Origin of the sequence: Krasilnikovia sp. MM14-A1259, assembly GCF_047159535.1 — a bacterium.
GTDB lineage: Bacteria > Actinomycetota > Actinomycetes > Mycobacteriales > Micromonosporaceae > Actinoplanes.
This window is the reverse complement of the sequence record NZ_BAAGAJ010000002.1, coordinates 7,496,596-7,519,962: the sequence shown is the minus strand read 5'-3', so window position 1 is coordinate 7,519,962 and position 23,367 is coordinate 7,496,596. Positions and strand designations below refer to the sequence as shown.

Annotated in this window: 22 protein-coding genes; 11 read left to right on the top strand and 11 right to left on the bottom strand. The window is 68.5% G+C overall.

What is annotated here, in order from left to right; genetic code table 11:
* Nucleotides 1-56: 56 nt before the first annotated feature.
* Together ACMCNK_RS34095 and ACMCNK_RS34090 are read right to left on the bottom strand one after the other, a co-directional pair.
* Entirely contained in the window at nucleotides 57-932 is an 876-nt protein-coding gene (locus tag ACMCNK_RS34095) for a M56 family metallopeptidase (RefSeq protein WP_412740439.1), read from the bottom strand.
* Nucleotides 929-1,321 carry a BlaI/MecI/CopY family transcriptional regulator gene (locus ACMCNK_RS34090; RefSeq protein WP_412740438.1) on the bottom strand — a complete coding sequence of 131 codons (393 nt, stop codon included), beginning with the start codon at nucleotides 1,319-1,321 and terminating at the stop codon, nucleotides 929-931. The genes ACMCNK_RS34095 and ACMCNK_RS34090 overlap by 4 nt, the downstream gene beginning before the upstream one ends.
* A 189-nt stretch (nucleotides 1,322-1,510) precedes the next feature.
* On the opposite strand from ACMCNK_RS34090, the gene efeU reads away from it, so the two are divergent.
* Nucleotides 1,511-2,371 carry an iron uptake transporter permease EfeU gene (efeU, locus tag ACMCNK_RS34085; RefSeq protein WP_412740437.1) on the top strand — a complete coding sequence of 287 codons (861 nt, stop codon included), beginning with the start codon at nucleotides 1,511-1,513 and terminating at the stop codon, nucleotides 2,369-2,371.
* A 92-nt stretch (nucleotides 2,372-2,463) separates the two neighbouring features.
* Nucleotides 2,464-2,844 carry a BlaI/MecI/CopY family transcriptional regulator gene (locus ACMCNK_RS34080; RefSeq protein WP_412740436.1) on the top strand — a complete coding sequence of 127 codons (381 nt, stop codon included), beginning with the start codon at nucleotides 2,464-2,466 and terminating at the stop codon, nucleotides 2,842-2,844.
* Nucleotides 2,845-3,052: 208 nt separating this feature from the next.
* Here ACMCNK_RS34080 and ACMCNK_RS34075 read toward each other — a convergent pair whose 3' ends face one another.
* The gene (locus ACMCNK_RS34075) at nucleotides 3,053-3,931 is read right to left on the bottom strand and encodes an alkaline phosphatase family protein (RefSeq protein ID WP_412740435.1); all 879 of its coding nucleotides are present in this window, start codon (nucleotides 3,929-3,931) and stop codon (nucleotides 3,053-3,055) included.
* A gap of 318 nt (nucleotides 3,932-4,249) precedes the next feature.
* Complete coding sequence (locus tag ACMCNK_RS34070) at nucleotides 4,250-4,900, bottom strand: alkaline phosphatase family protein (RefSeq protein WP_412740434.1); 651 nt, start codon at nucleotides 4,898-4,900, stop codon at nucleotides 4,250-4,252.
* Nucleotides 4,901-5,159: 259 nt separating this feature from the next.
* On the opposite strand from ACMCNK_RS34070, the gene ACMCNK_RS34065 reads away from it, so the two are divergent.
* Entirely contained in the window at nucleotides 5,160-5,846 is a 687-nt protein-coding gene (locus ACMCNK_RS34065) for a response regulator transcription factor (RefSeq protein WP_412740433.1), read from the top strand.
* On the opposite strand, the gene ACMCNK_RS34060 is transcribed toward ACMCNK_RS34065, so the two are convergent.
* Nucleotides 5,753-6,376 carry an ATP-binding protein gene (locus tag ACMCNK_RS34060; protein ID WP_412740432.1) on the bottom strand — a complete coding sequence of 208 codons (624 nt, stop codon included), beginning with the start codon at nucleotides 6,374-6,376 and terminating at the stop codon, nucleotides 5,753-5,755. The two genes, ACMCNK_RS34065 and ACMCNK_RS34060, sit on opposite strands and share 94 nt — an antisense overlap.
* Nucleotides 6,377-6,686: 310 nt before the next feature.
* Between ACMCNK_RS34060 and ACMCNK_RS34055 the strand changes: the two genes are divergently transcribed.
* Both ACMCNK_RS34055 and ACMCNK_RS34050 read left to right on the top strand, forming a co-directional pair.
* Nucleotides 6,687-7,751 carry a glycoside hydrolase family 26 protein gene (locus ACMCNK_RS34055; protein ID WP_412740411.1) on the top strand — a complete coding sequence of 355 codons (1,065 nt, stop codon included), beginning with the start codon at nucleotides 6,687-6,689 and terminating at the stop codon, nucleotides 7,749-7,751.
* A gap of 180 nt (nucleotides 7,752-7,931) precedes the next feature.
* Nucleotides 7,932-8,642, top strand: a complete 711-nt coding sequence (locus tag ACMCNK_RS34050; RefSeq protein ID WP_412740431.1) for a response regulator transcription factor — start codon at nucleotides 7,932-7,934, stop codon at nucleotides 8,640-8,642.
* Here ACMCNK_RS34050 and ACMCNK_RS34045 read toward each other — a convergent pair.
* Nucleotides 8,621-9,883 carry an ATP-binding protein gene (locus ACMCNK_RS34045; RefSeq protein WP_412740430.1) on the bottom strand — a complete coding sequence of 421 codons (1,263 nt, stop codon included), beginning with the start codon at nucleotides 9,881-9,883 and terminating at the stop codon, nucleotides 8,621-8,623. The genes ACMCNK_RS34050 and ACMCNK_RS34045 overlap by 22 nt on opposite strands.
* 88 nt (nucleotides 9,884-9,971) lie before the next feature.
* Here ACMCNK_RS34045 and ACMCNK_RS34040 point away from each other — a divergent pair, with 88 nt between their 5' ends.
* From ACMCNK_RS34040 to ACMCNK_RS34025, 4 genes are read left to right on the top strand one after another with little or no spacing between them, the layout of a single operon-like run.
* Nucleotides 9,972-10,634: a hypothetical protein gene (locus tag ACMCNK_RS34040; RefSeq protein ID WP_412740429.1), complete on the top strand. Its 663-nt coding sequence runs from the start codon at nucleotides 9,972-9,974 to the stop codon at nucleotides 10,632-10,634.
* Nucleotides 10,631-11,284 carry an ABC transporter ATP-binding protein gene (locus ACMCNK_RS34035; protein ID WP_412740428.1) on the top strand — a complete coding sequence of 218 codons (654 nt, stop codon included), beginning with the start codon at nucleotides 10,631-10,633 and terminating at the stop codon, nucleotides 11,282-11,284. The genes ACMCNK_RS34040 and ACMCNK_RS34035 overlap by 4 nt, the downstream gene beginning before the upstream one ends.
* Nucleotides 11,281-11,904, top strand: coding sequence for an ABC transporter ATP-binding protein (locus ACMCNK_RS34030; RefSeq protein WP_412740427.1), 624 nt, complete (start codon nucleotides 11,281-11,283; stop codon nucleotides 11,902-11,904). The genes ACMCNK_RS34035 and ACMCNK_RS34030 overlap by 4 nt, the downstream gene beginning before the upstream one ends.
* On the top strand, nucleotides 11,901-14,501 hold the full coding sequence (locus ACMCNK_RS34025) for an FtsX-like permease family protein (RefSeq protein ID WP_412740426.1): 2,601 nt from the start codon (nucleotides 11,901-11,903) through the stop codon (nucleotides 14,499-14,501). The genes ACMCNK_RS34030 and ACMCNK_RS34025 overlap by 4 nt, the downstream gene beginning before the upstream one ends.
* Nucleotides 14,502-14,861: 360 nt before the next feature.
* Here the strand turns inward: ACMCNK_RS34025 and ACMCNK_RS34020 are convergent, their stop codons facing one another.
* The 4 genes from ACMCNK_RS34020 to ACMCNK_RS34005 all read right to left on the bottom strand — a co-directional run bounded on the left by ACMCNK_RS34020 (nucleotide 14,862) and on the right by ACMCNK_RS34005 (nucleotide 19,733).
* Nucleotides 14,862-16,109 carry a hypothetical protein gene (locus tag ACMCNK_RS34020; protein WP_412740425.1) on the bottom strand — a complete coding sequence of 416 codons (1,248 nt, stop codon included), beginning with the start codon at nucleotides 16,107-16,109 and terminating at the stop codon, nucleotides 14,862-14,864.
* 692 nt (nucleotides 16,110-16,801) lie between these two features.
* Nucleotides 16,802-16,951: a hypothetical protein gene (locus tag ACMCNK_RS34015; protein ID WP_412740424.1), complete on the bottom strand. Its 150-nt coding sequence runs from the start codon at nucleotides 16,949-16,951 to the stop codon at nucleotides 16,802-16,804.
* A gap of 223 nt (nucleotides 16,952-17,174) precedes the next feature.
* Nucleotides 17,175-18,098 carry a transposase family protein gene (locus tag ACMCNK_RS34010; RefSeq protein WP_412737889.1) on the bottom strand — a complete coding sequence of 308 codons (924 nt, stop codon included), beginning with the start codon at nucleotides 18,096-18,098 and terminating at the stop codon, nucleotides 17,175-17,177.
* A 414-nt stretch (nucleotides 18,099-18,512) separates the two neighbouring features.
* Complete coding sequence (locus tag ACMCNK_RS34005) at nucleotides 18,513-19,733, bottom strand: glycosyltransferase 87 family protein (RefSeq protein WP_412740423.1); 1,221 nt, start codon at nucleotides 19,731-19,733, stop codon at nucleotides 18,513-18,515.
* A 651-nt stretch (nucleotides 19,734-20,384) separates the two neighbouring features.
* Between ACMCNK_RS34005 and ACMCNK_RS34000 the strand changes: the two genes are divergently transcribed.
* Entirely contained in the window at nucleotides 20,385-20,603 is a 219-nt protein-coding gene (locus ACMCNK_RS34000) for a hypothetical protein (RefSeq protein ID WP_412740422.1), read from the top strand.
* Nucleotides 20,604-21,190: 587 nt separating this feature from the next.
* On the opposite strand, the gene ACMCNK_RS33995 is transcribed toward ACMCNK_RS34000, so the two are convergent.
* Nucleotides 21,191-22,135 (bottom strand): alkaline phosphatase family protein, encoded by a 945-nt coding sequence (locus ACMCNK_RS33995; RefSeq protein WP_412740421.1) that lies wholly within the window; start codon nucleotides 22,133-22,135, stop codon nucleotides 21,191-21,193.
* A gap of 488 nt (nucleotides 22,136-22,623) precedes the next feature.
* Between ACMCNK_RS33995 and ACMCNK_RS33990 the strand changes: the two genes are divergently transcribed.
* Entirely contained in the window at nucleotides 22,624-23,331 is a 708-nt protein-coding gene (locus ACMCNK_RS33990) for a DNA-binding response regulator (protein WP_412740420.1), read from the top strand.
* The last annotated feature ends 36 nt before the right edge of the window (nucleotides 23,332-23,367 follow it).

Here is a 23,367-nt window from a genome sequence, read left to right as displayed (position 1 = left end):
ACCGCGCGTCATGCGCTCGCCAAGGCAGAGCGCAATGCTGTCTGGCGGGCTCGTCTTCAGAGCCAGGCTCGGGCGAGCTCGATGAATTCGAGTGTGGCCGCTGCCGACGCGACCAGTATCCCGGCGGATACCACGACTGGCCCCAGCAGGCGCTGGTGTTGTGGGGCGGGGGCGGGTTTGCGAAGCTCGCGGACACGCCGCACCGCTGCGCTGCCGCTGATCGAGAGTGCCGCCGGGCCGGTGGCCATCGCGAGGGCTGCCCTGGCGACGGCATGGGCGGTCAGGTCCCGGTCGCCAACGACCACAGCCGCCTCCTCATCGGCTTGCCGCTCGAGGAGGTAGGCAACCGCGTTCCGTACGGGGATGAGTATGGGGTTCAGAGCAGCCGCGGCGGCTGCGGCGCTGGCGAGCGTGTAGTGGTGGTGCTGGAGGTGAGCTTGCTCGTGTGCGAACAGGACCCGTCGTTCGTCCGCATCGAGGAGTCGGAGCATTCCGGACGTGACCAGCAGGTGGCCGGGTCGGCCGGGGATGGCCACCGCGATCGGTTTCGACCAGTCGGCGATCACCATGCCGTCATGGGGTTCGCCCGCACGGCGCAGTTTGTTGATCAGCCGGCCTCGGTGGCGTTGGTCCCGAAACAGCCGTATGACGGCGCCCAGCAGCCCGAGGCCGGCGAACAGCGCGATCACTCCCGGTACTGGCTCGGGCAGCTCGATTCGTGGGTGGTTGTCGAGGGCGGACAGTGGCGGAACGTCGTCCAGCATCGTGAGGGCCAGCAGGAGCAATGACCAGGTGGAGGCGGCCGCGGCGACCACGGCGGCGGCCGTCAGAACTCGTGCTGCGGTGCCGGGCGTGCCGCGGGAGGTGATCCACCGTGTGGACAAGGCGACGGCCGCCGCCAAGGCAAGGGGCAGATAGATCTCGAGGGTCATTTCTTACGCCTGGCTTCCGCGCCGAGCAGGTGGCGCAGGACGGCGGCGTCGGATTCGTCGAGCCCCGCGGCGAACTGTTGCAGTACGGCGTTCCGGTCGATCTGCTCGCCGAGCGCGGAGCGCATCCGTTCCGCTGCCGCGGTGGCCGCGTCCTGCACGGGCCAGTAGAGGTGTCCACGCCCGGCTTTGCGACGCAGGACAGCACCCTTCTCATGCAGGCGGATGAGGATCGTCTGCACGGTGTTGTATGCGAGATCCCCACCCAGGGCGGTCTGCACGTCGGTGGCGCTCAGGGGTGCGCCGTGCTCCCAAAGCACGCCCATGACCTCGGCTTCCAGCCCGCCCGGGGCTCGGCGCCGGTGATTCGTCGTCATCTCGCGGACCTCCACCGCGAGCGTACGCGGCCGGATCACCGTCACGCGGCGGCGGCACAAGCACCCACGGTGCGTAGGAGTGCGGTCGTGGGTGGAGCAGGTTGCCACGGCGGTGCTCGGGTCGGAGGGAATTTGCCACGCTCGACCCCTAAGGTTAGCCTTACCGAAAACCTACAGGATGTAGTAACACGGAAGGTGGCCGCGATGCTGGCGAACTACCTGATCGGCCTCCGCGAGGGGCTCGAGGCCGCACTGGTGGTGAGCATTCTCGTCGCCTACCTGGTCAAGGCACAGCGACGGGACCGGCTGGCGATGGTCTCCGGCGGAGTAGCGCTGGCCGTCGCCGTCAGCGTCTCGTTCGGCGCATTGCTGACCTACACGTCCACCACCCTGCTGTCGGACTTCCGTAGCCAGGAGCTCTTCGGCGGCATCATGTCTGCGCTGGCCGTGGTGTTCGTGACCTGGATGGTCTTCTGGATGCGCCGCACCGCCCGCGGCATGCGGGCCGAACTCGACGGCCGGTTGTCCTCGGCGCTGAAGGTCGGCGCCCTGGCCGTCGGGGTGACTGCCTTCCTTGCCGTCGCCCGTGAGGGACTCGAGACGGCCCTGTTCTTCTGGTCGGCAGTCCAGGCCGCCGGCACCGCACTGGGTCCGATCGCCGGATTCTCCCTGGGCATCCTCACCGCGGTGGTCTTGGCCTGGCTGCTGTATCGGCGTTCGGTGAAGCTCAACCTGGCACGGTTCTTCACCTGGACCAGCGCTGGACTGATCGTGATCGCGGCCGGGGTACTGGCGTACGCCGTGCATGACCTGCAGGAGGGTGGGCTCATCGGGGGCCTGCACTCCCTCGCGTTCGACGTGAGCCGGCAGATCCCGCCGAGCTCGTGGTACGGCGAGCTGCTCAAGGGGGTTTTCAACCTCAGCCCGCAAACCACCGCCGCCCAGGCGATCGCCTGGATCGCCTACATCGTGCCGGTCATGGCGCTGTTCTTCCTCGGCGGACGATCGGCTCCGCCGCGGCCCGCCGTGGCCGAAGCGGAAGCCGCGTCACGGATATCGGCCTGACCTCCATCTGCCGGAGCACCGCGCGCAACATCAGCCGTCTTGGCGTCCGAGTACATGCCGGCGGCGGGATACCCTGTCCGTGGAGGTGCAGGGTGGACAACCACGGGCCGCGGCGGGCACGGGGCAGCCTGGAGGCACGGGTCATGGGCGTGTTGTGGGCCGCACAGGGACCGATGACCGCCAGCGCCGTGCAGGCCGCGCTCGATGACGGGCTGGCCCACAACACCGTGCAGACAATCTTGACCCGCCTGCACGAGAAGAAACGGCTGCGCCGCGAGCGTGTTGGGCGCGCACACGCGTATTGGCCGGTGCTGGACGCCGCCGCAGCAGCTGCTGCGCGGATGCAGGCGGCCTTGGGCGAGCGGCACGACCGCACTGCGGTCCTGCAACAGTTCGCGGCGTCGCTGGACGCTGAGGATGCCGACGTCCTGCACGAATTGTTGTCCTTCACCAGATGTCAGCGGCGGGCATGACCATCATGGTGCATCTGCCGCTGCTCGCCACCAACCCGCGGTTCAACGTCAAAATCGCCTAACCAGAACACACCAAGCACCACCACGATGCCGCCGGCAGGCACCACCGGCCGGCGGCATCGTGGTACACCCACCAACCGACAGTCCCAGCGCCTCGTCGGGACCGATGGCACGGCCGGGTCTCGCCCGCCGGGCTGGTGTCATGTGGTCAGTGCGTCCACAGGCTCGTCAGGGCGGGCCGTGCGGCACTGTGACCAGTGGGGCGCAGCCGGTACATCGCCTGGATCGTTCGGAGCAGGTGATAGTGATCGAGCCGGGACGAGTACTGGCCAGGCTTGACGCCGGCGCCCGCAATGATCGTCGGGATGTGGTTGTGGTCTGTCCGGTTGTCCTCGTCGAAGGTGAGGATGAACAGGCTGTTGTGGGAGGCGGCCCAGGAAACGTAGGGCGCGAGGTGCTTTTTCAGCCATCGGTCGGCCTGTTCCTTGGGACAGTCGTGCATGTCATGGCACAGGTCTGGGATGACGAACGCGACGTCGGGCAGTTTGCGGAAGTCGGAGGGGAATGCGGTGAAGGACTTGTGGACGCTCGACGGGACGTTGCTGAAGTTGACCCACGGGACGTGACGGCGCACGTAGCGGCCGGAGGCGCAACCCCGGTAGCCCGTGTGGGGCAGCCCCTCGGAGTAACCGGTGAATGTGTAACCGGCATCCAATAGCTGCCGGGCCAAGTTAGGGCGGTTGCCGAGGCTGTGGGGGCAGTTGTTGTCCTTGACCCCCTGAGTCGAGCCCGAGAACAATGCCAGGTAGTTGGGCTGGCTGGGGTGGGTCTCGGCGTAGAAGCTGTTCATGTTGGCCCAGCGGCGCGCCAGTGACGACACCCAAGGGGTCTTGGGATGTCCGATCACGGAGTCGTACCGCTTGTTCTCCAGCATCACGACCACCACGTGGTCGAAGCGGGGGATCGAAATCAGGGCGGTCGGTGCCCGCTCCAACGGTGCCATGGCCGCAGCGGATGCGGGGGCGATGGCTGCGTCGATCAGTAACAGCGCGGCAACCGCCGTTACCCACTTCCCGATGCTTCTCATCTTCGCTCCATAGTTGTCGCATATGATGACGAAACGTACTCCTACATGATGTGGGAGTAACGTGTGAGGATCATGTCGACACGCCACGGCCGAGATGCAGAGGTGAGTCGCCCGACGTGCCGAGCGCACGGCGGCTCGTGGTGCGGGACCGGTGTGAATGAACGGCAGGCCGGGTAGGTAACCAACCGCAGCGGCGTCAGCAGGACCTTCACCCTCTTCCTGCCGGCCGACGAGCCCGCCACCCACGATTTGCTTGCGCGTCCGTCACCGGACACCACGGCGATTCCGGCGCAGCCGGACCCATGACGGGCACGCGGGTCACAGCCGGAAGGCGGTGGTCATCGAGTGGGTGGTCCGGGCGCATCCCAGGGCCGGCAGCCGCAGCAGGTCCTCGACGGTTCGCAGGGTGGAGCAGTGGGTGTACGGCTCATCCGCGGTCACGTGGCTCGTCCCGGGAGCGATCACAACGGTGGGGATGTGGTTGTCGGCGTCGCTTCCCTCGTCCCACGTGATGATCACAACGAGGTGCCCGGCCCGGTAGTCCGGCCCGGCCAGAATCTGTGGAATCCAGTCCCGCAGCCAGCGATCGCCATTAGCGGTACGCGACAGCGGGCAGGGCGCTGCGCCGTGCATGTCGTGGCAGGCGTCCGGGCTGACCAGACCAAACGCCGGCAGGGTCCCGGCGGCGACATCGGTGTGCAGTGCACCAGCCCCCGGGTGACCCAGCGGCACCGCCCACTTGGTGCACTCGGCACGGTCGAGCGTGTAGTAGGCGGCCGGGACGTGCCGGACGAGATACCGGCCCTGGTGAGCGTTGGCCAGAACGCAGGTGCCCGGGGCGGACTCGGCGTAGTCGCGCCACTCGCGGCCACTGGCAGTGACCTGGTGGAAGAGATTGTCGCCGGTGAGCGGGTGGTACTTGGGTGCCTTGTCGTCGCAGATGCCGTGGGTGGATCCGCTGGTGAGCAAGACATAGGCCGCCAGGGACGGACACGCACGCGGGTAGCGTGGGGGGACAGGGTCGGGCTGTGGTGACTGCGTCCCGCGAGTGGTCAGATCCCCGGTGCTTTGCGGCCAGGTTCGCCGGGTGGAAGTGGGTAGGACGAGGTGTTGGGGTCGGGCGCTGACGGCGCCTGGTGTCTCTTGCTGCCCGGGGTGCGGTGGCTATGCTGGCGACGCCTGTCGTTGTCACCCGTGTCGCCTGTGACGCCAATCAGCGGGAGGATTCATGCGGGTACTGGTTGTCGAGGATGAAGTCGCATTGGCCGAGACCTTGCGCGACGGCCTCGGACAGGCGGGCTTCACGGTCGACGTGGTGCATGACGGGGTGGACGGGCTCTGGACCGCCACCGAGGCTCCGTACGGCGCCTACGACGCGATCGTGCTCGACATCATGCTGCCGGGGCTCAGCGGGTACGAGATCTGCCGCCGGATGCGCGCCCGCGAGGTGTGGACGCCGGTGCTCATGCTCACCGCAAAGGACGGCGAGTACGACCAGGCCGACGCATTGGACCTGGGCGCCGACGACTATCTCAGCAAGCCGTTCTCCTTCGTCGTGCTCGTCGCACGGCTGCGCGCGCTGATTCGGCGCGGCGCCCCCGCACGGCCCGCGGTACTGGCAGCAGGCGATCTGACGCTGGATCCAGCGCAGCGGCGCGTGGGCCGGGGCGACACCACGATCCCGGTGACACCCCGGGAGTTCGCCATGCTCGAGTTCCTGATGCGACACCGGGGCAACCCGGTGCCCAAGACCGCGATCATCGAGAACGTGTGGGACGCCCACTTCACCGGGGATCCCAACATCGTCGAGGTCTACATCGGCTACCTGCGCAAGAAGATCGACCACCCGTTCGGCCGCGCGGCGATCGAGACCGTGCGCGGAGCCGGGTACAGGATCAATCCTGACGGTGGGTGACCCATGTCACGGGCCACCGGCGGCGAACCTTTCAACGTTCTGAATTGACCCTCTGCGAGCGTCATGGACGCTGCATCACGCCATGCTGCCGCTGCTCCGACGGAAACCCGGCCGCTGACCCACACACACCGGCACGGCTCGGAAACCCACCGGAACCGGCTGCATGATGCCGGCCACGGGTTCGCCGTAGGCGCGGATTCCTGAGAATTCGATGAATCCGACTCGAGGGGGAGCCGTACCCGCATAGCCGCACCGTCGTTGCGGTCATCGACGGCCAAGGGGCCGCCGTGGGCGGCGATGAGTTCGTGGGCGATCGGCAGTCCGAGCCCGGCGCCACCGCCCGTCCGGGAACGGCTGCCGTCCAGCCGGACGAACCGGTCAAAGATCCGCGTACGGTCGGCTGCGGCGATCGGGGCGCCGTCGGTCGGGCCCGGCCGCAGCACCGCCGCGAGCGCATTCGGGTCGGTGCCACGCACGGCGGCGACAACCTGACCGGTACGGTCCTGGGCAGCCGTGTTGACGTTGTCCATCCGGACCCTCCTCCCGTCGTCGGCGACGACACCATAAGCCTCGCGAGCTGAGCGCGGGCGGCAGTGGCGGTAGGGGGTGTGTTCGGGACGGCGGCACCCACACTGGACCTACAGGATGTAGGAACAGAGTCAGGCCGACACCAGGACAGTCTCCGGCCACGAAATCGGCAACCCACCACCGAATCCAAGGCTTCCCGCCACCCGCAACCCGCAGGCACCCCCACGGGACCAGGACCCACACCCCACGACCCCGAATCTCCTTCATGTGACCGGCTGACATGGGCCGGACCAACTCGGGGGAGACATCGTCTTGGGCCGCAAGGTGAACAAGGTCGTGACCATGCTCGGCGCGATGCTCGCCGGCACCACCGCCGTCATCGGCGCCGCAGGCGCCGCGCAGGCCGCCCCCGCCGCCACGCCGAAGCCCGCCAAGCAGTGCACCACCAACAACAAGCTCGTGCCGTCCTGCGGGGTGCTGTGGGGCGCCGCCGCCGGCGGATTCAGCTCCCTGCCCCGCGACCAGGAACTCAAAACCTGGGAAAAACTGTCCGGCCGCACCTCGACGATCTACCACACCTACCACAAGGGCGACGAGGTGTTCCCCACCCCGGCCGAGATCGCGATGACCCGCGACCCGAAAAACCCGCGGGTCCTGCTCCTCAACTGGCGCGTCGAGTACGGCTCCACCTGGGCCAACGTCGCCGCCGGCAAACTCGACGCCCGGATCGACAAGTTCGCCACCCACATCAAGGCGACCTACCCGAACCAAAAGTTCTTCCTGGTCCTCAACCACGAACCCGAGGACGACGTCAACCCCAAAGCCGGCTCCGGGATGACCGCCAAGGACTTCGCCGCCTCCTACCGCCACGTCATCCAGCGCCTACACGCCAAGGGCATCAACAACGCCATCAACGTCGTCGCCTACATGGGCAACGAAAAGTGGATGGCCCAGTCCTGGTGGAAAGACCTCTACCCCGGCGACGACGTCGTCGACTGGATCGGCCTCGACTCCTACGTGTCCGCCGAAAAGGGCTACTACCACTACGGCAAATTCAACGACCTGCTCGACCGCAAGGCCAAGAACGGCGGCCAGGGCTGGTACCAGTGGGCCACCACCAAGCACCCCAGCAAGCCCATCATGATCGCCGAATGGGGCGCCTACCACCGCGTCGGCAAAGCCACCGACAAGACCGCCCAGTTCAACAGCGTCCTGCCCGAACTCGCCAAGCGCCCCGCCATCAAGGCCATCGTCTACTTCGACACCAAGAACGACGCCTTCGGCGACCGCGACATCAGCATCAACAGCTCAGCAACCAGCCTCACCACCTTCCGCAAACTCGCCGCCAACCCCATCTTCAACATCAAACTCGCCTAACCCAGAATCACCGCCTGTCTCGCGAGCCGCCCGGCACCACGCCGGGCGGCTCGCGGGCTCGTGTCGGTCTGTCTCGTGCTCGGCCGCGCCGACCGCCACCTAAACAGCGCAGGAGAAACCTGAAGATTGCCTGAGTTGGCGGTGTACAGAACCGGCACAGTGGCGGGATACCGTACGGATATGGGCGACGTGCTCGCGAACAGCCCGGCTGTCCCGTCGAAGGTGCTGGTCGTCGAGGATGACCCGGGCGTCGGGTCCGGCCTTGCCGGCATCCTCGCCGCGGACGGTCATGAGGTCCGCTGGGCACACACGGCCGCCGACGCCCACCGGCTGATCGCCGATCGAGTGCCCGATCTGATCCTCCTGGATCTCGGGCTCCCCGACGCCGACGGCCTCGAGCTGTGCGGGAAGATCCGCGAGCAGAACGCGGACGTCGTCGTGGTCGTGGTGACTGCCCGCACCGATGAGACGGACGCGGTTCGTGCGCTGGACGGTGGCGCCGACGACTTCGTGACGAAGCCGTTCCGTCAGGTCGAGCTGCGCGCGCGGCTACGGGCCCATCTGCGGCGGCGGGGCGAGGCCGGACCGCCGGAGCTGCATGCCGGCCCAGTACGGCTGGATCAGGGGGCCCGGCGGGCCTGGGTCGGCGAGCGGGAGATCACGCTGCGGCCCAAGGAGCATGAGCTGCTGGCCGTCCTGGTGGCCTCGGCGGGCGAAGCGGTGCGCCGGGAGCACCTGATGGACGTGGTGTGGGATCAGCACTGGTGCGGCTCGACGAAGACGCTGGACGTGCACGTGGCCAGCGTTCGCCGCAAGCTGGCCGATGCTGGCGACCGATGGGACCGGATCGCGACCCTGCGCGGCTACGGCTACCGCTTCGAGCTCGACTGAAGCACGCCCTCTGACGCCGGTGCTCCAGGTACCAGCAACGCCACCCGCGGCTGGCAAGCGCGGCGGCGGATCAGCAGTGACCCGCCGGCGCGCTCGATCACGCTCGTCGCGAGGTTCAACCCCGTTCCGAAGGCCGCATCGTCGGCGAACCCCGGGCCTTCGTCGGCGACCTCGATGAACACGCTGTCGCCATAGGGCTCAACGGTCACAGTGACGGTGCCGCTGCCGTGGCGCAGCGCGTTGTCGATGAGCACGTCGAGGCTCTGTCGGAGGGCGGGCCCGCTGATCGCCACGGACCGATCGCTGTCGCTGCGCAGGACCACGGGCCGGCCGGCGGTACTCCACCGCTGGACCGCCGCCTGGGCGATCTTGACCGGGTCCGCGGTGCCGTGCCCGGTTCGGCGTCGCAGCAGGACCAGATCCGCGATCGTGGCCTCGAGATCTCGTGCTCGAGCGACGGCCGTGGGCACGTCGGGCTTCGGTTGCTCCAGGGCCAGCAGCACAGCGGCGAGTGGCGTCCGCAGCTGATGAGAAGCGTCGCGAACGAAATTGCGCTCGTGGCGTAGCAGCTCCTCGATCTGCCGGGCGCTGTCGCGCAGCGCGTCACCGGCCGCGTCGGCCTCGGTGATTCCCGACCGTGGCAGGTGCACGTCGTACTGACCGACGCCCAGGCTGCGGGCGGCCGTGGTCAGGTTCTCGAACGGCCGGGCGATGCGGATCGCCGAGCGCCGGGCCAGCAGCACCGCCACAGCGATCACGAACACCGCCAGCACGGTGAGCAGTCCCCAGATCCGATAGGTCTGCGCCCGAAGCCGGGCCAACGGTACGCCGGCCCGGACGCTGCCGGCGATGCTCGTGTCGGACAGCACCGGCACGACGACCGCAAGGTCGGCCCCGTCGTGCCCGTCGTGCTCGTGCCCGTCAACCGCCCGGGCGGCGAGCGCCGACCGCTGCGGACCGGCGCCGGCCACCCAATCCCCTTGCGCGTCGTAGACCGAGATCAGGGAGTTGTTAGTCCCGGTGGGCACTCGCACCGGCGTGCCGGCCTCGAGGACGTTGTCCGGCACTGCCGCCACCCCTCTGGTCGCGTCCCGCTGCAGCCCGGCCAGGGCCTGACTCGTGACCAGCCGATCCAGCACCACCGCCAGCGGCACCCCGAACAGCACGAGCGCCAGCGTCACGACCAGCACGATCGCGTGGTGAATCCGGGTCCGGGTGCTGCGGATTCGCGATCGCCTCATGCTTTGGACTGTATGGCGGACCAAGGCAAAGCGCGCCTTTACCCTTCGTTGTCCGGACGCTGGCCGGCCACCGCCTAGCGTCGCCGGTATGACACGACCACATCCGCACACCGCGACGGTCGTGCTGGTCGCGCTGGTGGCCGGGTGCAGCTCCGGCTCCGGCAGCCACACCGCCGCGCCGACGGCCAGCGCGCCCGCGGCGACCGTATCCGCGGCACCGACCAGCGCCGCGCCGAGGGCAGAACCGAGCGCCGTGCCCCAGTCCGCCGTCGCTGCCGAGAGCAACCCGCCCGGCGACATTCCCGACAACCTCGCGTTCATCCCGTACTCGAACACCGCCGGGCGATACCGGTTCACGCACCCTGAGGGGTGGGCCGAGAAGACCCAGGGCTCCACCGCCGCCTTCACCGACAAGCTCAACGGCGTGCAGGCCGCCACCGGCACCGCCACGACCGCACCGACCGTCGCAACCGCCAAACAGCAGGACGTGCCCGAATTGGCACGCAGCCAAGCCGCGTTCGAGCTGCGCACCATCACCGACGTGAGCATGCCGGCCGGGCGCGGCGTCCGGATCGTCTACCGCCGCAACTCGGCGCCCGACGCGGTCACCGGGCGGCAGTACCGCGACGAGGTCGAGCGCTACGAATTGGTGTCGCACGGCCGTGAGGTCATCGTCGAGCTGTTCGGCCCGGTCGGCGCCGACAACGTCGACGCGTACAAAACCATGATCAACAGTCTGAAGATCCAATGACACCGCTGGAGGCCCGCGGGCTGCACCGCTTCTACCGGCGCGGGGACACCGAGATCCCGGCCCTGAAGGATGTCTCGGTCGTCTGCGCGGCGGGCGAGACCGTGGCCGTCACCGGGCCGTCCGGTTCGGGCAAGTCGACGCTGCTGAGCCTGCTGGCCGGCCTCGACGACCCGGACGGCGGCTCCGTGCACGTCGCCGGTAAGCGGCTCAGTCATCGCAGCCCGGCGGCCGCGGCCCGGATCCGTGCCGAACACGTCGGCATCCTCACCCAGAGCAGCGGCCTGCTCGGCCACCTGAACGTGCGGGAGAACATCCAACTGGCGGCCTCGCTCGGCCGGGCCGGCGGGCCGAGCCCCGCCGAGCTCATCGACGGGCTGTGCCTCGCGACGGTGCGCAGGAGCATGCCCCGCACGCTGTCGGGCGGCGAGACCGCCCGGGCCGGCCTGGCGGTCGCGCTCGCCGGCTCCCCTACCCTGCTGCTCGCCGACGAACCCACCGCCGAGGTCAGCCGCGACGAGGAGAGCACCATCCTCGACCTGATCGGCACCTGGCGCCCCCGCGACGGCGCGGCCGTCATCGTCACCCACTCCCCAGCGGTCGCCGCCCACGCCGACCGGGTACTCCACCTGGTCGACGGGAGGCTGACGTGATCCTGTCCGCCACGAACGTCTCGGTCAGCCTCGGCGGCCGGATGGTGCTCGACGACGTATCCCTGCAGCTCGCGGCCGGCGACCAAGCTGCGGTGACCGGCCGCTCCGGCTCCGGCAAGACCACCCTGCTGCTCGTGCTAGCCGGGCTGATCGCCCCCTCGGCCGGAACGATCGACCTGCGCCTGAAGCCGGAAGAGATCGTCTACGTGCCCCAGGCCCCGTCCCTGGTGCCCGAGCTGACCGCCCTGCAAAACGCCACCCTCGGCCTGCGGATCCGCGGCATCACACCCGCCGAGGCCGCCGAACACGCCCGGGAGCACCTGGCCTCGCTCGGACTCGACAACGTCGACGACGCGCTGCCCGCCGAGCTCTCCGGCGGCATGCAGCAACGGGTCGCCCTCGCCCGCGCGCTGGCGGTCGGGCCGCGCCTGCTGCTGGCCGACGAACCCACGGCGGCCCTGGACCAGACCAGCGGCGCCCAGACGATCAACACCCTGTCCGCGTACGCGTCCAGCACCGCGATGGCCCTCGTCGTCGCGACGCACGATCCGACTGTCGCTGCCCACTTCCCCGCCCAGGTCGCGATCGCCGCGCGGACCGACCAGGAGCTGGCCCGATGACCGGTCGATACGTGCTGCAATCACTGCGGCGGCGCCCGGCCGAGACAATCGCGGCCGCGGTGTCCGTCGCGCTCACCGTCGCGTTTCTGATCCTGCTCGGATCATTCACCGCCCGGACCGGAGCGCGGCTGACGCTGCGCGCCGCCGACCGGGTCCCGGTCGACTGGCAGGTCCAGGTCACACCCGGCAGCGACCCCGCCGCCGCGGCCGCGGCCCTGCGCGGCGTGCCTGGACTGCTCGGCTTCCGCGCCGTCGACTACGCCAAGGTGCCCGGGATCAGCTCCGTCTCCCCGGATGCCGAGACCCGCACCACGGGCGTGGCCTACGTCGTGTCCCTACCCGACGACTACGGGTCGTTCGCCCCCGGCGAGATCCGCCGGCTCGTCGGCGCCGCCGGCGCGGTGGTCCTGCAGCAGCAGACGGCGTCCAATCTGGGCGCCGGCCCGGGCACGACGGTGACCGTTCTGGGCGCACGGCAACGCGCGCAGGTCACCGGCGTGGCCGACCTGCCCAACGCCGATTCGTTCTTCCAGGTCGTCGGAGCACCCGCCGGATCCGGCGCCAGTGCCCCACCCGACAACGTCGTGCTGGTCAGCCCCGCCCGATTCGCGGCGCTGACTTCCGGCGCCACCGTGGTGCACCAGTTCCACGTCCGGCTCGATCGCGCGACGCTGCCCACCGATCCCGCGAAGGCGGCCGACGAAGTCGCCCGCCGGGCCAACCATTTCATCGCCGCGGTGGCCGGCGGCGCTCTGATCGGCGACAACCTCGAGACCTCCTTGTCGGCGGCCCGCGAGGACGCGATCTACGCCCGACTGCTGGTTCTGCTGCTCGGCGTGCCCGGGTTGTTGCTGGCCGGCGTGGTCACCGCGCTTGTCGTCTCGCTGCGCAACGACCGGCAGCGCCGTGACCTAGCACTGCTGCGGCTACGCGGCGTCGGTCCTCGGCGGGCGGTGATCCTGCTCGGCGGCACCGCATTGCTCGACGGCCTGCTGGGCGCGGCCATCGGATCCGGCGTGGCCCTGCTCGCACCCCGGCTCGGGCCCTACGGCAATCCGTCGGGGAGCTGGCTGATGGCCGGAGCGCTGGCCGGCGTACTGCTGGCGGTGGCCACGGAGCTCGCACCGCTCGCCGGGACGCTGCGCGGGACGGCGCCGACGGTACAGGCGGGCGTGAATCCGCTGCCCTCCACCCGCATGCCACTCGTGCTGCGCCTCGGCCTCGACGTGCTTCTGCTGGCCGGCTCCGCGATCGTGTTCTGGCTCACCGCCCGCGCCGGCTACCAGGTGGTGGTCGTTCCCGAGGGCGTACCGGTTGCCTCGGTGAACTACGCCGCCCTGCTGGCCCCGGCCCTCGCGTGGCCGGGAATGGCCCTGCTGATCTGGCGGATCACTCTGCTGACCCTGAACCGGCCCGCCCGCATCCCGCCGGCCGACCCCGGCGGGCGCCTGCCGGACCTGCGTCACGACGTCGTCCGCCGCCGCCGCGTCCGGGTGGCTCGCGGCGTCACCGGCCTGGCGATAGCCGTCGCCGTCACCGTCTCCGCCGCAGTGTTCACCCACACCTACGACCAGCAGGCACGCCTGGACACCGCGCTCACGGTCGGCTCGGACGTCGCCGTCACCCTCCCGCCGGACAGCAACACCGGCCTCAATCCGGCAATCGCCGCCGTCCCCGGGGCCGCGGCCGTGGAACAGGTCAGCCACCGGCTGGTCTACGTCGGACCCGACCTGCAAGACCTGTACGGCATCGACGCCGCCACCATCGGCCGCGCCGCTCCTCTGCAGGACGCGTTCACTCCCGGCACCTCCATCAAAACGGCGCTGGGCCGGCTCGCGGCGACACCCGACGGCGCCCTGCTCTCCCAGGAGACACTGCACGACTACCAGCTGCACACCGGCGACATGGTGCAGCTACGCCTCAAGGACACCCACGGCGCCTACCGCAAGACTCGGTTCCACGTCGTCGGCGTGATCACCGAGTTCGCCACCGCACCGCGCGACAGCTTCGTGCTCGCCAACCGGTCGTACGTAGCCGCCGCTACCGGGCTCTCCGCCGCGCAGACCCTGCTGGTGCGTACCGACCGACCGACCGCCGTGGCGGCGGCCATCCACGCCCCGGCGGCGGCGCTGGTCAACGACATCACCGCACCCCGGGTCGCCGTGCCCTCCGCCTCCGGCCTCGCCGCCGGAAGCTTGTCCGGCCTGTCCCGCCTGACCCTCGCCTTCGGGATTCTGCTGGCCGCCGCCAGCGCCGGGCTGGTACTGGTGGTGGGCGCCACGCAACGGCGGCGCTCGACCACCGCACTGGCGGTCCTCGGCGCGTCAACCCGGCAACGGGCCGGCTTCCTCTGGACCGAAGCACGGGCGCTGACCATCGCCGGCACCGTCGGCGGCCTCGCCGCCGCCGCGGTGATCGCCGCCGAACTGATCAAGGTGTTGAACGGCATCTTCGATCCGCCGCCCCAGCATCCCGCCGTGCCCTGGACTCTCGTCGCCGCCGTCCTGCTGGCCGTGGGCTCAAGCGCGGCACTGGCCACGGCCCTGGCCACGAAATGGGCCGGCCGAGTCGACGCGTCGCGCCTGCGGGATCTCTGAGCGCCAGCCGCCCCGGCCCGACCGCTACCGGTCCGCGCCTCAGTCGGAGCAGATCGCCATTCAAAGTTCCTCACCGCACGTCACGGCAGGGGTTCCCGAGCACGATCTCGTGTCGCAGGACAACGGTGACGGTTGTCCGAACGGTTATGACAGCCTGGGTCAGGCAACCGGGCCGGGGAACTGGCCACCGAGGCAGGCGGACGCTGGGGACTGCCGCCCGGCCGCCTGTTTTGCCCTGCGGGTAGCCGGGCGCCGCTCGTAACCCTGCGACGCCGAACATCCGGCACGGACCAGCGCCGTCGTGTGGTGGGGCGACCAGCGCACCACCACACGACGACATCACCATCTGGATCGAGCCGGTCAGACGCCGTCGAACTTGTTCAGCGTCGTGAGCAGGGTGGCGAGCGCCGCCGAGCAGTCGGACTGGCTGGGGCTGCCGGCCCGCAGCACGGTAAGGGCGGCATCGATCTGGTCGTCGAGCTGGTGCCACTTGCCGGAATCGCGCGGCTTGAGGCCGGCCTCCGCGTCGTCCCATGCCACCTCGAGGTCCTTGATCCGGTTCTTGCCGCCGGCCAGGTCGTTCTTGGCGACCTTGCCCTTAACGTCGGTCACGATCCGGGCGAAGGACGTCAGGTCGCCGAGCTTCGTGGTCGGATGCGCCTTCCGCGCGGGCACCGCCCCGCCGATCTTGCTGCCGGGCTGCCCGTTGGCCGGCTGCCCCTGGTCGGCGGCGACCAAGGTGCTGCTGCTGGTGTCGTCGGTGGAGGTGGCGTGCGTGCTGCTGAGTCCCAGCCCTAGGGCGGCGACCACGACCAGGCCGGCGCCCGCCCACAGGTAGTCCGCCCGGTGCCCACCGTGCGGCCCCCTCCCCTTCTCGGCGACCCCGTGCCGGTTGACCAGCAGCTGCTCGCGGGTGACCAGGACGATAATCACGGCAAAGAACAGCATGCTCGTCGCGCTGGCGCCCAGGGCCAGACCACCGAACTGCTTGTCCTGGGTGAGCAGGTCACCGATCGAGGCGCCGAGCGGGCGGGTGAGCACGTAGGCGATCCAGAAGGTCAAAACCTGGCTCACCCCGAGTCTGTACGCGATCCAGGTGGCCAGGATGAGCCCGCCGAAGATCAGCACCCCGTTGCGGAAGCCCAGGTTGAGCGCCTCGGTGGCCAGGTCGCCCGCGGCGGTGCCGAGCGCGAACGTGGTGAGGATGGCGGCCCAGTAGAACGCTTCCCGACGGGGGGTGTTGATCGACGTGATCGCGAGGGTGCGCTCCTGGCGGTGCCAAACGACGAACACGACGGCGAGCACGACGGCGAAGACCCCAGTGCTCAGGTAGAGGCTGACGCCGAGGGTGTCGGTGAAGAAGTCGGTGATCTGGGTGCCGACGATGCTCACGAGCACGACGCACAGCCAGTAGATCCAGGGCGTGTACGCGCGGGTGCGGAACTGGATGATCAGCGCGGTGGCGAGCACGGTGGCCATGACGGCGTCGGTGACCAGCGGTCCCAGGCCGACATTTACCGCCAGGTAGTCGGCGAACGTTTCGCCGATGGTCGTGGACAAAACCTTGATCACCCAGAATGTCGCGGTGATCGCCGGAACTTTGGTCAACCAGACACGCGAGCGATCAGCGGTGGCATAAGTCACCGACATCGTTTCTCCTTCACGGAACTTCGGAATGGCATGGCCATCGCACGGTGCAAGTGCGACGGAAATGAAGTCGTCAGCGCTCCGACGATGGTTGCGCCGGACTACAAGCCAGAGGAGTCAAGTAGCTTCTGAGGCGTGTCAGGCTCGAAGGCAGACGTCATGAGGGCCAACCCTCCAGCAAACGGCCTTAAAGGAAGCTGAAGGCCGCCGTTGAACCGCAGCGGGGACCCCTGCCACGGCAGACCCGGTTCCGGTGTAAGGGCGGGGCCGGATCCGGCTCGTGACGTCGTCGCCGGCCGTAAATTAGCGCAAACCAGCGAACACATGTCTCCGAGCCGAACGCCTCGAATGAGGATAAATGGCGCCACGCCATTTCACGTTTCGACTGCAGTGCAATTGGGTTGCGGCGGGCGGCGATTCACACCCGACGGGAAAGGTTCCTGGCTCGGCCGGCAGAAGCGGTTCGTTGCAGGAGTTTCCGGGCGCCGCGGTCCACAAGTACGTCAGGAAGGCCGCCAGGCCGGCGATGACGAGACCGCAAACCTGGCATAGACCACGGATCCGCGGCCAGCGACGACTACACCCCCCGAGGCCAACAGCTTCACCGGACTGGGTACGGCTCGACATCGGCGGAAACAGCCAGGACCACCTGATCACCCGAAGACCGCCTCCGAGCCGCCCTGGTGCGCCAATAGATCCACCAACCGATCGACGTCTTCGACGGCCGCAGCGCTGCGACCTGCTGCAACCCGGGGTAGCCGGTGGGCGTTGACGGTGCCGAAGACGACGAGGTTCTTCAGCACCGCCTGGCTCTCCGGCCCGGCGACCGCCGTCTCCGGCCGCGCCGCGCCGCGTGGACCGACCCCGGTCAGGCAGACGATCCCACCCGGAGATACGGCTTTGATCGCCGAACACTTCCAAGCCTTCGCTGACCTGGGCTGTCTCCTGCTCGCCTACCGCCGACTCACCAAACACAGCCATCTGGGATGAGCCCTTACGACCTGGTGCGCAGTAGTTGATGGCGTGTTACCAGGTGAGGCCGGCGGACCTGTCCGAGACGAGGCCGGCGATGGCGTTGATGGTCTCGGGGAGTAACTCGCGGCGGCCGGTGAAGCGTTGCAAGACGCGCCACCATTTCAGCTCCGCGATGGCGTGTTCGACCGCGATCCGCTGCGAGGACTGGCGTTTGCGGTCGTGTTCCCAGGCGGCCTGCTGCTCGGTCGGTGCCCCGGGTCGCAGCTTCAACGGCGGCGCGGACACCTGGTCGTGGTGGTCGCGGGCCAGCCCTTGATAGCCGGCGTCGACCAGGACCTTGACGCTCGGGTAGGCGTCGAGCAGTGCGTCGACGCCTTCGACCCGGGCGGTGGTCACGTCGTGCATGCGGCCGGGGCGAGTCGCGCCGCACCACAGGATCGCGCCGTGGTGGTCGGCGGCGAGGGTGGTCTTGATGGTGTTCTGTTTGAGCTTGCCGGACACGAACGCTTTGCGGCCTGGGCGCCCTTGCCGGGGGCGGCGTACCCGGATCTCGGTGGCGTCTATGCGCAGGGTGACGCCTTCGGCGGCGGCGTAGGCGAACACGTCGGCCAGGGTGTGCAGCCGCGTCCCGGCGGGGGTGGCGAATCCGCGTCGGGCCAGCAGCGGGCGGATCTGTGTGACGGCGCGGGTCACCGTGGCCCGGTCGACGCCGTATGCGACGGCGAGGGCGGCGTGTGGGATCGCCAGGCGTAGGTGGACCAGGGTGATTACGACTCGGTCGGTGAAGCTCAGCCGGGGTCGGCGGCCGGCTCCTGGCTTGCGGATCCTGGTCCGGGTGCGGCGGGCGTGCAGCCGGTCCTCTCGTGCGGCGGTCCAGGCGGGTAAGAGATCGGTCAGCAGTAGGCCCAGGTGGTTGCGGCTGAGGCCGGTGAAGGCACAATGGGCGAAGGCCGCGCGGATGGTATTGATCGACACAATCAACACATCTGCGCGGCCGTCTATGTCTCGGTCAAGCCGCCACGCCAACGGGCTCTACTGCGCACCACGTCGTTAGCGATCGGCTCGTACCTGCCGGCCTGTCCGGTCCTGTCGATGACGGCCCGTCCGTAGGTCCAGCGGCACCCCGCCATGCGGTTCACGCCGACCCGCCGGCACGCCTCTGAGTTGCTCAGCCCTTGCGCCATCAGCCGAAGAAACTGTTCACATTGTCGGTCAGTGGAGCAGGTCCGCGCGTCCGCCATGTGCGGCGGGGTTCGGTCATTGCAACGCCCCTGTGGGTCAAGTGTTGCGACCCGCTGATGGAGTCCAAGCCGTCCGAGTGGGGCCACTGATGACCGTCAGAACCACTGATCGTGAACCCACGGCGCGGCGTGTTCCGTCGTGGATGGATCACGGATACGGCGCCCTCAGCGACCTCGTCAACGGCACGCGGCCGTCGACCCAACCGACCGGCGTAAGCAGCAGAAGGGTAATACACAGCCAGACGTAGACGTTCGCTGGCACGAGCTCCACTATTCGTCCATGCGGAACGGCACGGATCCACCAAGCCCGACTGGCCAAAATCAGGTAGCCGGTCGCCGCGAGGTACGTCTGCCAAGACCGCCCGAGCCGCCAGGCGGGAAGGCGGACGGCGTCGACATACCTGACAAGCGCTGGAACGGCCCACACCAGGTGGTGGATCCAGGTAACCGGGCTGATCAGGCACCCCAACAGGCCAGTCAGTGCGAAGCCGCCGGCATCGTCGCCTGTCGCGGCTGCCCGGCGTACCCGCACCAACCAGCACCACGCCACGAGCAGGACCAGCAGCACCCAAAGCACGGGCGTGGCGTGGCCCAAGTGCAGGCGCGCCACGAGCCCCCGCAGCGACTGGTTGTTCGGGTTCGAGGCACGGCCGACACGACTGGTATCCCACAGCGCCATCGTCCAGTACACGCGGGAGGTGTCCGGGGCGATCGCCGCACCCGCAACGGTCGCGGCCGCAACCGTTGCCGCGGCGGTGGCCGCGGCCCTCCAACGGCCCGCGATCAGCAGATAGACGACGAACACCCCGGGCGTCAGCTTGATCGCAGTGGCCACACCGATACCCACGCCGGCCCATCGTGAGCCCCGCACCACGCCGTACCTCAGATCGAGGACGACCAGGGCCAACAGCAGCATATTGATCTGTCCGAAACCGATGGTCTCCTGGACGGGCTCAAACAAGAGAGCGAGACATACGGCGACCAGGAACGCAAACCAGATGGGCTGGCCGGACTTCCGGATGATCCGCTCTGCCAGCAACCGCAGGACCATGGCTGTAGCCAACACGGTGGCGGCGGTAACCGCTGCGACAACGACGGTGAAGCTCAGGAATGCCATGGGCGCCATGAGCAGGCCAGCGAATGGCGGATAGGTGAAGCCGTACCGGGTGCCCGGCCGAGTCCATGCGTATACCATCCCGCCGGCCCGGAACCAGAACCGAAGGGCGCCGACATAGACCTTGGCGTCAAAGAATCTGTGGTACCGCACCGAAAGGCGCGCCGCTGTCAGCGCTGCCGCGGAAAGGACTGCCACGATCACCACTCTGATCGCCGCGGTAACCCGCGCCGAGGCTAAGGTACGTGCCTGCACCACCCCATCATTCACGGGCTAGAGCTGAACCGTGTGGGAAGACATAGGTCCCCTAAGTTTCGTATCGTGGCTGACCCGCTTCGGCGTACATCTTGTCCGTCGAAACGGTCAAGCCCATTCCTTCACCACGTGAAGTGGTGTCCATCAGTTGCGGCGTGTTGCGAGTGGCGGGTTTGCCATCCGCACCCGTCAGCGACGCGATCGCAATTCGCGAGGGTGGCCGCTAGGCGATCCCGCGCCGACTGTGCCAAGGGGCGTGGTCACGCAGGTTGGCAGTAGGCCCATCCACGCGATGGCCCCCCGGTGCGAACCTCAGCAGCCTCAGCGCGTCCCCGCGCGCGCTGAGGCGCCGCCAAATTTGTCGAACAGTAGTCATGCAGGGATCGGGCTACACTCCCGGCCTCACGCGCCCCTGGGCATAACACCTAGCACGGGTGGGCCTGCCCTACGAACCGGCCCGTGATTGGCTAAGACGAGCGAGGCATGCCGCGGGCCCGTATTCCGGAGGCGACCACCGCGTCGGCGGATCCGGCGGATAATCGGATGATGGAACCAAGACGTCCTCACAAGACCTCCCGGCCGCCTCCGCAGCCGACATCTGAGCACACACACAGGTGGTGGCCATCAGCGATTGTCAGCGCTATGCCGCATATGCTGATCGCAGCAAGCATCGTTCGTGCGGAGAAGACACGAACAGCTGACCTCAACGCCGCACAATATTCCACCTATCTTGAGGTCTACATCATTCTATTCGCACTGTTTGTCGGCAATTCTGTTGCATTTTCCCCAGACACGCGCGCCTGGAGCGGGGGAATTCTTGTCGGCACTGCCGTAGGCATGCTCGCCGTCGGCCTCGCCCTTGGTATGTAGCCACAACCCGGTGTCACTGATGGGACGGTCGGCGACAACGCTTTGCCCCTATCCGTCCCGCGCCGTTGACCCACATCGTGAAGCGGGTCTGTTCGTCCAATGACGACATAAACCACCTTCCCAGCCGGACAACCTCGTCGCCGGAAGGGCTGGCTGACCGCTCCGTGCCGGCGCCACGACCCGGCTGCGCGCTGCCGTGCAGTGCAGTGCAGTGCAGTGCAGTGCGCCATTGAAGTCCGCCCCCGCGAAACGGGCGACATCCTCGTTATTTCACCAACCATCTCGGTCCGTCCTGAACTGCGACAACCCCCGAAGACGCCGACACGGCCATGGTGCGCGTTTCCCCCGCTATCCGCTGAGCCAGCCTGGTCGTCGCGCCAGGAGCCCGGCACCTCACGGATCCCACAGGCCCCGGTCAGGACACCGGCGTATGCGACAGAACCGCACCGCGGCCCAGCTGCGTCCGCACGATCACCCAGTTCGCGGCGGAAGCGCGACCAGCACGGCAAGCCTCTACGCTTCCGTAAGGTACGCCTCAAGGGCCGTAAAGGCTTGCACAAGCCGAGACGAGTAGACCCGGCCACGGGTTACAGCCGGAAGGCAGAGATCATCGAGTGGGTGGTCCGGGCGCATCCCAGGGCCGGCAGCCGCAGCAGGTCCTCGACGGTTCGCAGGGTGGAGCAGTGGGTGTACGCCTCATCCGCGGTCACGTGGCTCGTCCCGGGAGCGATCACAACCGTGGGGATGTGGTTGTCGGCGTCGCTTCCCTCGTCCCACGTGATGATCACAACGAGGTGCCCGGCCCGGTAGTCCGGCCCGGCCAGAATCTGTGGAATCCAGTCCCGCAGCCAGCGATCGCCATTAGCGGTACGCGACAGCGGGCAGGGCGCTGCACCGTGCATGTCGTGGCAGGCGTCCGGGCTGACCAGACCAAACGCCGGCAGGGTCCCGGCGGCGACATCGGAGTGCAGTGCACCAGCCCCCGGGTGACCCAGCGGCACCGCCCACTTGGTGCACTCGGCACGGTCGAGCGTGTAGTAGGCGGCCGGGACGTGCCGGACGAGATACCGGCCCTGGTGAGCGTTGGCCAGAACGCAGGTGCCCGGGGCGGACTCGGCGTAGTCGCGCCACTCGCGGCCACTGGCCGTGACCTGGTGGAAGAGATTGTCGCCGGTAAGCGGGTGGTACTTGGGTGCCTTGTCGTCGCAGATGCCGTGGGTGGATCCGCTGGTGAGCAAGACATAGGCCGCCAGGGACGGACACGCACGCGGGTAGCCGGCATCGACGCGGCGTGCGGTGCCATATCGGCTCGCGAGCTGGTTGATGTATCGGGCTTCCGGGTCGCCGATGATGTCGCCGTACTCGTGGTTCTCCTCCATGATCATCAGCACTTTGGTGGCCGGGGCGGGCGCCGCCGCCACGACGGCGGGCGCGGAGGGCACCACCCGCGCGGCGCAGCCGGCAAGCGCCAGCGCCAAACCCGCGGCCAGCGTCAGGGCGACGCGTCCCCGCCGGTGGCACCGCAACCTCACCCGCCTGATCTCGCCCCCAGGCGGATGGCTGCCGAATCGCGAGTAAGGAGCCGAAGCCGACTCACGCTCCAAAATAGCCGTTGGCCGGTTCTGCGCAATCCTGCTGTTGCATCTATTGATCATTGGAAGAACCCTGCCGAGACTTCGCTGAGAGAACGCTGAACACAGTGCTGCCGGTTCACTCATTTGTGTCGCCCCAAGCATTTCAGGGATGGCCACGCCACCGAAGTTCGTCAGTTTGGGCGACGGGAGCAGTCCGACGTCCTATCGGTCCTCGCAACGGGTCAGCTCCCGATGCTGACGGCCGGTCCCGTCCCGGTACGGCATCGGGTAACCGCCTTCCTGCCGCAGCGTTGGATCAGGAGGAGTTGTCAGGGTAGCGCACCTATGAACATCGTGTTGCCGCCCGGCAAGCAGTGACTATTCTGCCTGTGGCCCGTCGTTGTCACCCCGCGTCGCCATGTGACGCCGATCAGCGGGAGCGTTCCATGCGGGTACTGGTGGTCGAGGACGAAGTGGCGCTGGCCGAGACCTTGCGCGACGGTCTCGGCCGGGCGGGGTACGCGGTCGACACGCCCCACGACGGGGCGGAAGGGCTCTTTCATCCTGCTCCTCGCGCGGCTGCGCGCCCTATCCGGCGCGGCGCCCCCGAACGGCCCGCCGGGCTGACCGCCGGGGATCTCACCCACGATCCAGCGCAGCGGCGCGTGGGCCGCAGTGCCACCACCATCGCGGTGACTCCACGGGAGTTCGCCATGCTGGAATTCCTCATGCGGCATCGGGGAAACCCGGTGACCAAGCGGGCAATCATCGAGAATGTGTGGGACGCGCACTTCTCCGGAGATCCGCACATCGTCGAGGTCTACATCGGCTACCTGCGCAAGAAGATCGACCACCCGTTCGGCCGCGCGGCGATCGAGACCGTCCGCGGCACCGGGTACCGACTCAATCCCGATGGGGGTGAATCCAGGGCACGGCCCGGCTGTAGCGCTGCGGCGGGAGCTGAACACCCGATCGAAGGTCATGGGCACGAAACGCGGCGCAAGATCATTTCACGAGGGTCTGACGAGCCAACCGTGAACGCCGCCTGCGGGTGTTCCGGCCCTGACCGGCACAGCCCGCGTCGGCCTCGAACGGTATCGCGGATACAGGCACTGACCTACTCATCATCGTCCAAGCGCGATCTGGTGCATTGACCATCGGCGAGTGCCAGGACAGAGGAATGAAGCCGA

Coding starts and splice junctions, on each gene's coding strand:
- ACMCNK_RS34050 (WP_412740431.1), top strand. CDS start 7,932: ATGGGCGACGTGCTCGCGAACAGCCCGGCTGTCCCGTCGAAGGTGCTG.
- efeU (WP_412740437.1), top strand. CDS start 1,511: ATGCTGGCGAACTACCTGATCGGCCTCCGCGAGGGGCTCGAGGCCGCA.
- ACMCNK_RS33990 (WP_412740420.1), top strand. CDS start 22,624: ATGCGGGTACTGGTGGTCGAGGACGAAGTGGCGCTGGCCGAGACCTTG.
- ACMCNK_RS34060 (WP_412740432.1), bottom strand. CDS start 6,376: ATGGACAACGTCAACACGGCTGCCCAGGACCGTACCGGTCAGGTTGTC.
- ACMCNK_RS34040 (WP_412740429.1), top strand. CDS start 9,972: ATGACACGACCACATCCGCACACCGCGACGGTCGTGCTGGTCGCGCTG.
- ACMCNK_RS34095 (WP_412740439.1), bottom strand. CDS start 932: ATGACCCTCGAGATCTATCTGCCCCTTGCCTTGGCGGCGGCCGTCGCC.
- ACMCNK_RS34065 (WP_412740433.1), top strand. CDS start 5,160: ATGCGGGTACTGGTTGTCGAGGATGAAGTCGCATTGGCCGAGACCTTG.
- ACMCNK_RS34025 (WP_412740426.1), top strand. CDS start 11,901: ATGACCGGTCGATACGTGCTGCAATCACTGCGGCGGCGCCCGGCCGAG.
- ACMCNK_RS34000 (WP_412740422.1), top strand. CDS start 20,385: ATGCTGATCGCAGCAAGCATCGTTCGTGCGGAGAAGACACGAACAGCT.
- ACMCNK_RS34075 (WP_412740435.1), bottom strand. CDS start 3,931: ATGAGAAGCATCGGGAAGTGGGTAACGGCGGTTGCCGCGCTGTTACTG.
- ACMCNK_RS34045 (WP_412740430.1), bottom strand. CDS start 9,883: ATGAGGCGATCGCGAATCCGCAGCACCCGGACCCGGATTCACCACGCG.
- ACMCNK_RS34035 (WP_412740428.1), top strand. CDS start 10,631: ATGACACCGCTGGAGGCCCGCGGGCTGCACCGCTTCTACCGGCGCGGG.